Raw genomic sequence first — 7,402 nt, 5'->3', positions numbered from 1 at the left:
TATTGGGAAGCGCGCATGCGGGTGCGCGCTCGCCCGGTCAGTTCACCATCACCAGTTTTCCCTTGACGCCGCGCGACCCCATGTGGGCATAGGCGGCCTTCAATTCGGCCATCGGCATCGTGCTGTCGATCACTGGCTTGATTTTTCCTTGGCCATACCACTGGGCCAATTCGGCCATCATCTGTGCATTGGCCTTGGGTTCGCGCTTGGCGAAATCACCCCAGAACACGCCCACGAGCGATGCGCCTTTGAGCAGCGTCAGATTCAATGGCAAGGACGGGATCGGGCCCGACGCAAAACCGACCACCAAATAGCGACCGCGCCAGCCAATCGAACGGAATGCGGGTTCTGCGAAATCGCCACCCACGGGGTCGTAAATCACATCCGGGCCTTTGCCGTCGGTTGCGGCTTTGATGGCATCACGGAAGCCATTGGGCAGTGCGTGCGTCGTGTAATTGATCGTCGCGTCGGCGCCAATCGAGCGGCAGAGTTCGCACTTCTCGTCGGTCGATGCCGCGGCAATCACCTTGGCGCCCGCTGCTTTGGCGATCTGGATGGCCGCAGTTCCCACGCCACCGGCCGCGCCGAGCACCAGCACGGTTTCACCGGCCTTGAGTTGCGCGCGGTCCATCAGTGCGTGCCACGAGGTCGCGTAGATCATGATGAAAGCGGCGGCATCCACGTGGCCGAAGCCTTCGGGCAGCGGCATGCACAGCGCGGCGGGAGCCAGCGTGTGGGTGCCGAAGCCGCCGGTGCCCGAGAGGCACGCCACGTTCTGGCCGACCTTGAGGTGCGTCACGCCTTCGCCCACCGCCTGAATCACGCCCGCATATTCCGATCCGGGAACGAAGGGCAGCGGCGGCTTCATCTGGTACTTGTTCTGCACGATCAGCAGGTCGGGGAAATTCAGGCTGGCCGCCTTGATTTCGATCAGCACCTGGCCCGGGCCCGGCGCGGGGGTGGGCAGTTCTTTCCAGGTCAGCGCGTCGACGCCGGTGGGGTTTTCGCAAAGCCATGCGTGCATGCTCGGGGTCTCCTTCGAATGAGTCGTGTGGGCAATGAATTCGGGGCGATGATAGGCGGCGCTGTGGTGCGGCGTTGTCCCTGCTGCGACGCACCCCGCACCTACAATCCGCTGCACCCAGAAGCACCATGAAGATACTTATTTCCAATGACGATGGCTTTCAGGCGCCGGGCATCGTCGCGCTGCACGACGCGCTCAAGGACATCGCCGACGTCGAGGTTGTGGCACCCGAGCACAACAACAGCGCCAAGTCGAACGCACTGACGCTGGCTGCGCCGTTGTATGTACACAAGGCCCACAACGGTTTTCGCTACGTGACGGGCACACCGGCCGATTGCGTGCACATCGCGCTCAAGGGCCTGCTCGACTACCGCCCCGACCTCGTGGTCTCGGGCATCAACAACGGCGCCAACATGGGCGACGACACCATTTATTCAGGCACCGTGGGCGCGGCGATGGAGGCCTACCTGTTCGGCATCCCGGCCATTGCCTTCTCGCAGATCGAAAAGGGCTGGGCGCACGTCGATGCGGCGGCCCAGGTGGCGCGCCGGCTGGTGCAGCAGATCGAGCGCGAAAAGATGATCGGCGGCCCCGCCTTCCTGCTCAACGTGAACGTGCCGAATCGCCCGTTCGACGAGCTCAAGCCGATCAAGGTCTGCCGCCTCGGCCGCCGTCACGCCGCCGAGAAGGTGATCACGCAGGACAGCCCGCGCGGAGAAACCATGTACTGGATCGCCGGTGCAGGCAGCGCCAAGGACAGCGGGGAGGGCACCGACTTCCACGCAACCGCGGCCGGCCACATCGCGCTGACGCCATTGCAGATCGATCTGACGGACCACGCCAACCTGGGCCAATGGCGCGAGACGGTTGCACGTCTCGGCAATTGACGACATGGCGACCCCTCCACGGCCCAGTTTTCCGGTTCGACTGACCCCCACTGCCTCGGCGGCCACGCGCGGGCGCATGCCCGCCGTGCCGGTCAAGCCGATGGTGCCGTCCACGCCCTCGATGGCCTCCGACGCCATACGGGCGCGCATGGTGCAGAGGCTCGCGGCCCAGGGCATCAGCGATGCACGCGTGCTGCGTGCCATGGGCGCGGTCGAGCGGCACCGTTTTGTCGACAGCGCGCTGGTCAACCAGGCCTACGAAGACACCAGCTTGCCGATCGGGCTGGGGCAGACCATTTCCAAGCCCAACGTGGTGGCCCGCATGATCGAGCTGCTGCTGGGCGCGCCGGCGCTGGCCGGCAAGCCGCAGGACCGGCTGGGCCGCGTGCTCGAGATCGGCACCGGCTGCGGCTACCAGGCCGCGGTGCTGAACGAGGTGGCCACCGAGGTCTACAGCATCGAGCGCCTGCGCGGGCTGCACGAGCGCGCGCGCATCAACTTGCGGCACTTCCGGCTGGCCACCGTTCACCTGATGCTGGGCGACGGCATGATCGGCTACGCCAAGGGCGCGCCGTACGCGGGCATCATCGCGGCGGCCGGTGGCGAGTCCGTGCCCGAGGCCTGGATCACACAGCTCGCCGTCGGCGGGCGCATCGTCGCGCCGACCCATTCCGCCACTGGCGGACAAGCCCTTGTCGTGATCGACAAGACCCCCCGGGGACTCGAGCGGCGCATTCTTGAGGCGGTTCACTTTGTCCCCCTAAAATCGGGCATCGCTTGAAGGAATAACAAATGCAGGGTTTTGGCAATCGGAGTTTGTTCGCAGGCATCACGTTGGCAGTTGTGCTCGTGATCGCGGGCTGCTCCGCACCGCGTGGTCCCGCACCGGTCGAAGACCGGGGCACGATGACGCGCGCACCCGGGGCGACGACGCCCGGTGGTCCCCCCATCACGACCGATGCGTCCGGCAAACCGCTGGCCGGTATCGAGAACTACGGCAAGCCCGGCTACTACGCCGTGCGCCCCGGCGACTCCATCCGCCGCATCGGCAGCGAAACGGGCCAGCGCTGGCAGGACATCGTGCGCTGGAACAATCTCGACAACCCCGACCTGATCGAAGTCGGCCAGGTGTTGCGCGTGATTCCGCCAAGCGGCGCGAGCACGGCGGTTGCCACGGCGCCGTCCACCACGGCGCCGTCTGCCACTGAGGCGACCACCAAGCCGGTGACCCCGCAGGCGTCCGTCACGCCGGCCGTGCCGGCCAGCGGCGCGAGCGGCTCCACCAAGCCGCCCGTCACGGCCTCGCCCTCGGGCCCGAGCAGTTCGGGCGACGACGACCTGGGCTGGATCTGGCCCGCCAGCGGTTCGCTCATCGCCGGTTTCGACGAAGCCAAGAACAAGGGCTACGACATCAGCGGCAAGGCCGGCGACCCCGTGCTGGCCGCGGCCGACGGGCGTGTCGTCTACGCCGGTGCCGGCCTGCGCGGCTACGGCAACCTGATCATCCTGAAGCACAACAACACCTACCTCACGGCGTATGCGCACAACCAGACGCTGCTCGTGAAGGAAGACCAGTCGGTTCAGAAGGGCCAGAAGATCGCCGAGATGGGCAACAGCGACGCCGATCGCGTGAAGCTGCATTTCGAGATCCGCCGCCAGGGCAAGCCCGTCGACCCGTCGCGTTACCTGCCCAACCGGTGATGCCATGGCTGCCTCCCGCCCTCGCCGCACACTGCCCGTGCGCGGGCTGGCGGGGCAGGGCAGCCCTTCACCCCAAGGCAACGGCGGCCGCAATGGCCACCAGGACAGCGGCGATGAGCCGCTGAGCGCAGACGCCCTTCCCGACGACCCCGCCGCAGATCCGTCGATCTCTTCTGCAGCACCGGCCCCGCTTCACGGCGCTAAGGCCGAGGTCATGGGCGGCGAGGGCGCCGATGCCCTGACCATCTACTTGCGCCAGGTCCGGCGCACCGAGCTCTTCACCCCCGCCGAGGAATACACCACCGCCTGCGCCGCGCGCGCCGGCGACTTCGCGGCGCGGCAATCGATGATCGAGCACAACCTGCGGCTCGTGGTCAACATCGCCAAGAACTACCTGGGGCGCGGCATGCCGCTGTCCGACCTCATCGAGGAAGGCAACCTCGGGCTGATGCATGCGATCACCAAGTTCGAGCCCGAGCGTGGGTTTCGCTTCTCCACCTACGCGACCTGGTGGATCCGCCAATCGGTCGAGCGCGCCGCCATCACGCAGGCGCGGGCGATCCGGCTGCCGGTGCATGTCGTGCGCGAGCTGCAGCAAGTCTTGAGGGCGCGACGCACGCTCGAAGGCGACGCCGACTTCATGGCGAGCCGACCCGACGGTGTGCGCGTCGAGGACATGGCCGCGCTGCTCGGTCGCGACGTGCAGGCGGTGACCGACCTGCTGGCGCTGGCCGAGGCGCCGCGTTCGCTCGATGCAGGCGACGCGCACGGCGAAGAAGGTTTCACGCTGGCCGACACCGTGGCTTCCGACGACGAGCAGGGCAACCCGGCCGGCGTGACGCACACGCACGAGGTGGAGGGCCTGCTCGACCAGTGGGTGCAGGCCCTCAACGCCCGGGAGCGCGAGGTGCTCGAAGGCCGCTACGGCCTGCACGACCGGGAACCCGAAACGCTCGAGGTGCTGAGCGTGCGGCTGGGCCTGACGCGCGAGCGCGTGCGGCAGATCCAGAACGAGGCGCTGGCCAAGATGCGCAAGCAGCTGGCACGCTCCGGTGTCGGCCGCGACGCGTTGTTCTAGCCGCCTGACAGAAAGAAGGTAACCCGTCACGGCCGGACCACCCCGGCCACGCTGAGACAATCGGGGGATGACGGAATCCATCGAAGAAAAGAAAGTCCCCGCGAGCCCCGCCGATGAATGGCTCCAGGTCGAGTCGCTCGACCTGGACGCACAAGGCGTTTCACACAAGTCCGACGGCATGGTCGTGTTCATCGAAGGCGCACTGCCCTTCGAGGAAGTGCAGTTCAACGTCCATCGCCGCAAGAACAACTGGGAACAGGGCACGGTCACGCAGATCCGCCGCGAATCCTCGCAACGCGTGCGCCCCGGCTGTCCGCACTTTGGCCTCCACACGGGCGCGTGCGGCGGCTGCAAGATGCAGCACCTCGACGCCGCCGCCCAGGTCGCGGTGAAGCAGCGGGCGCTCGAAGACAACCTCTGGCATCTCGGCAAGGTCAAGCCCGAGAACGTGCTGCGTCCGCTCGAAGGCCCGGCCTGGCATTACCGCTACCGGGCGCGCCTGTCGGTGCGCCATGTGGTCAAGAAGGGCACGGTGCTGATCGGCTTCCACGAACGCAAGAGCCGCTACCTGGCCGACATGCAGGTCTGCCCGGTGCTGCCCAAGCAGGTCAGCGCCATGTTGATGCCGCTGCGCGCGCTGATCGGTTCGATGGACGCGCGCGAGACCTGCCCGCAGATCGAGCTGGCCTGCGGCGACGCGCCGGATTCGACCGCGCTGGGCACCATCGCCCTGGTGCTGCGGCACCTGGAGCCGTTGTCGGATGCCGATATCGGGCGGCTCAAGGCGTTTGCGGCCAAGAACGAGGGCGTTCAATGGTGGCTGCAGGCCAAGGGCCCCGACACCGTGAAGCTGCTGGAGGAGGGCGGCATGCCGCTGGCCTACCGCCTGCCCGCGTTCGGCGTGACGATGCCGTTTAAGCCCACCGATTTCACCCAGGTCAACCCGCACATCAACCGCGCGCTGGTTGGCAAGGCGCTGCGCCTGCTCGACGTGAAGCCCGAAGAGCGCGTGATCGACTGGTTCTGCGGCCTGGGCAACTTCACGCTGCCGCTGGCGAGCCAGGCGCGCGAGGTGCTGGGCATCGAGGGCAGCGACACGCTGGTGGCGCGCGCGACCGAGAACTTCAAGAGAAATCAGCCTGCAACGCCTGAGCGACGCGCGCTGTCGGCCACCCAGTTCGTGACGCGCAACCTGTTCGAGATGACGCCCGAGATGCTGGTGGCCGACGGTAGCGCCGACAAGTGGCTGGTCGACCCGCCGCGCGAAGGCGCTTTCGCGCTCGCCAAGGCGATGGCCGACCTGCACCTGCAGCCTGAACTTCGCACCGGTGGCTGGACGCCGCCGAAGCGCATCGTGTATGTGAGCTGCAACCCGTCGACGCTGGCGCGCGATGCCGGCCTGCTGGTGCACCAGGCGGGCTACCGCTGCACCTTCGCAGGGGTGGTGAACATGTTCCCGCACACGGCGCACGTCGAGTCGATTGCGGTCTTCGAGCTGGAATGAAAAAAGGCCCGTAAGGGCCTTTTTTCTTGGGGTCGGGGGACGCCGCTCAGTCGCGCTCGCCGCCGAAGATGCCCAGCAGGGCCAGCAGGCTCTGGAACACGTTGAACATGTCCAGGTACAGGGCCAGCGTGGCGCTGATGTAGTTGGTTTCGCCGCCGTCCATGATCTGCTTCAGGTCATAGAGCATGTAGGCCGAGAAGATGCCGATGGCGGCCACCGAGATCACCAGCATGCCGGTGCTCGAGCCCACGAAGACGTTGATGACCGCGCCGAGCATCAGCACCAGCGCGCCGACGAACAGGAACTTGCCCATGCCCGACAGGTCGCGCTTGATGACCGTGGCCAGCGACGCCATCACGAAGAACACGCCGGCGGTGCCGCCGAAGGCCGTCATGATCAGTTCGGGGCCGTTCTTGAAGCCGAGCACCATCGCGAGCAGGCGCGAGAGCATCAGGCCCATGAAGAAGGTGAAGCCCAGCAGCACCGGCACGCCGGCGGCCGAGTTCTTGGTCTTCTCGATCGCGAACATGAAGCCGAAGGCGCCGCCGAGGAAGACCATCAGGCCGAGTCCGCCGGTGAGCGAACGGGTGATGCCGGTGCTCACGCCGACCCAGGCGCCCAGCACGGTGGGCAGCAGGCTCAGCGCCAGCAGCCAGTAGGTGTTGCGCAGCACGCGCTGGCGTTCGGCCTGCGGCAGTGTCTGGCCGTAGCCGGTGGAAGTGTCGAGGGTGGTCACACGGTCGTTCATGGCCGAAGCTCCTGAGGTTGCTGCATGCAATGACACGCAGTTGGGCGCATTCTAGGGGGCTGCAAGAGGGGGTATTGCAAAGACCGTATGCCCGATGTTCTTAAGCCCCGGCGGGACGCTGCGGCGCCCCGCCGTTATGCTGTCGGGTTTCGACGCAACCTGAGCTTATTCATGAAGACCAAATCATTCCTCGAACTCGCCGACGTCAAGGCCATCGCCGCTGCAGCGGAAGCCGAGGCCCTGAAGAACAACTGGGCCGTGACCATCGCCATCTCCGACGACGCCGGCAACCTGCTCTGGCTGCAGCGCCTGGACGGTGCCGCCGCGCTGTCCTCGCACATCGCCCCCGCCAAGGCGCACACCGCCGCCATGGGCCGTCGCGACAGCAAGGTCTATGAAGACATCATCAACGGCGGCCGCACCGCGTTCCTGACGGCGCCCCTGGTGGAAGGCCTGCTCG

8 protein-coding genes are annotated in these 7,402 nt (G+C 66.8%); 6 read left to right on the top strand and 2 right to left on the bottom strand.

All coding sequences use genetic code 11. The annotated features are described in order from the left end of the window. Positions 1-37 precede the first annotated feature (37 nt). Positions 38-1,024 carry an NADPH:quinone oxidoreductase family protein gene (locus tag AAG801_RS38535; RefSeq protein ID WP_153285088.1) on the bottom strand — a complete coding sequence of 329 codons (987 nt, stop codon included), beginning with the start codon at positions 1,022-1,024 and terminating at the stop codon, positions 38-40. Between the two features lie 128 nt (positions 1,025-1,152). On the opposite strand from AAG801_RS38535, the gene surE reads away from it, so the two are divergent. The 5 genes from surE to rlmD all read left to right on the top strand — a co-directional run bounded on the left by surE (position 1,153) and on the right by rlmD (position 6,194). Continuing rightward, on the top strand, positions 1,153-1,911 hold the full coding sequence (surE, locus tag AAG801_RS38530; protein WP_101492214.1) for a 5'/3'-nucleotidase SurE: 759 nt from the start codon (positions 1,153-1,155) through the stop codon (positions 1,909-1,911). A gap of 76 nt (positions 1,912-1,987) precedes the next feature. After that, entirely contained in the window at positions 1,988-2,692 is a 705-nt protein-coding gene (locus AAG801_RS38525; RefSeq protein ID WP_341893166.1) for a protein-L-isoaspartate(D-aspartate) O-methyltransferase, read from the top strand. Positions 2,693-2,703: 11 nt separating this feature from the next. After that, positions 2,704-3,612, top strand: coding sequence for a peptidoglycan DD-metalloendopeptidase family protein (locus AAG801_RS38520; RefSeq protein WP_341893165.1), 909 nt, complete (start codon positions 2,704-2,706; stop codon positions 3,610-3,612). 4 nt (positions 3,613-3,616) lie between these two features. Beyond that, a complete protein-coding gene (locus tag AAG801_RS38515; RefSeq protein ID WP_341893164.1) occupies positions 3,617-4,690 on the top strand; it encodes a sigma-70 family RNA polymerase sigma factor in 1,074 nt (357 codons plus the stop codon). A 67-nt stretch (positions 4,691-4,757) separates the two neighbouring features. Continuing rightward, positions 4,758-6,194: a 23S rRNA (uracil(1939)-C(5))-methyltransferase RlmD gene (gene rlmD / locus AAG801_RS38510; RefSeq protein ID WP_341893163.1), complete on the top strand. Its 1,437-nt coding sequence runs from the start codon at positions 4,758-4,760 to the stop codon at positions 6,192-6,194. Between the two features lie 46 nt (positions 6,195-6,240). Here the strand turns inward: rlmD and AAG801_RS38505 are convergent, their stop codons facing one another. After that, positions 6,241-6,942, bottom strand: coding sequence for a Bax inhibitor-1/YccA family protein (locus AAG801_RS38505; RefSeq protein ID WP_101492219.1), 702 nt, complete (start codon positions 6,940-6,942; stop codon positions 6,241-6,243). Between the two features lie 171 nt (positions 6,943-7,113). On the opposite strand from AAG801_RS38505, the gene AAG801_RS38500 reads away from it, so the two are divergent. After that, the coding region (locus AAG801_RS38500; protein WP_341893162.1) for a heme-binding protein at positions 7,114-7,402 on the top strand (289 nt) is incomplete at its 3' end.

Source organism: Variovorax sp. YR752 (genome assembly GCF_943372545.1).
This window is presented reverse-complemented; position numbering and strand designations above follow the sequence as displayed.

Coding starts and splice junctions, on each gene's coding strand:
- AAG801_RS38525 (WP_341893166.1), top strand. CDS start 1,988: ATGCCCGCCGTGCCGGTCAAGCCGATGGTGCCGTCCACGCCCTCGATG.
- surE (WP_101492214.1), top strand. CDS start 1,153: ATGAAGATACTTATTTCCAATGACGATGGCTTTCAGGCGCCGGGCATC.
- AAG801_RS38535 (WP_153285088.1), bottom strand. CDS start 1,024: ATGCACGCATGGCTTTGCGAAAACCCCACCGGCGTCGACGCGCTGACC.
- rlmD (WP_341893163.1), top strand. CDS start 4,758: ATGACGGAATCCATCGAAGAAAAGAAAGTCCCCGCGAGCCCCGCCGAT.
- AAG801_RS38520 (WP_341893165.1), top strand. CDS start 2,704: ATGCAGGGTTTTGGCAATCGGAGTTTGTTCGCAGGCATCACGTTGGCA.
- AAG801_RS38515 (WP_341893164.1), top strand. CDS start 3,617: ATGGCTGCCTCCCGCCCTCGCCGCACACTGCCCGTGCGCGGGCTGGCG.
- AAG801_RS38505 (WP_101492219.1), bottom strand. CDS start 6,942: ATGAACGACCGTGTGACCACCCTCGACACTTCCACCGGCTACGGCCAG.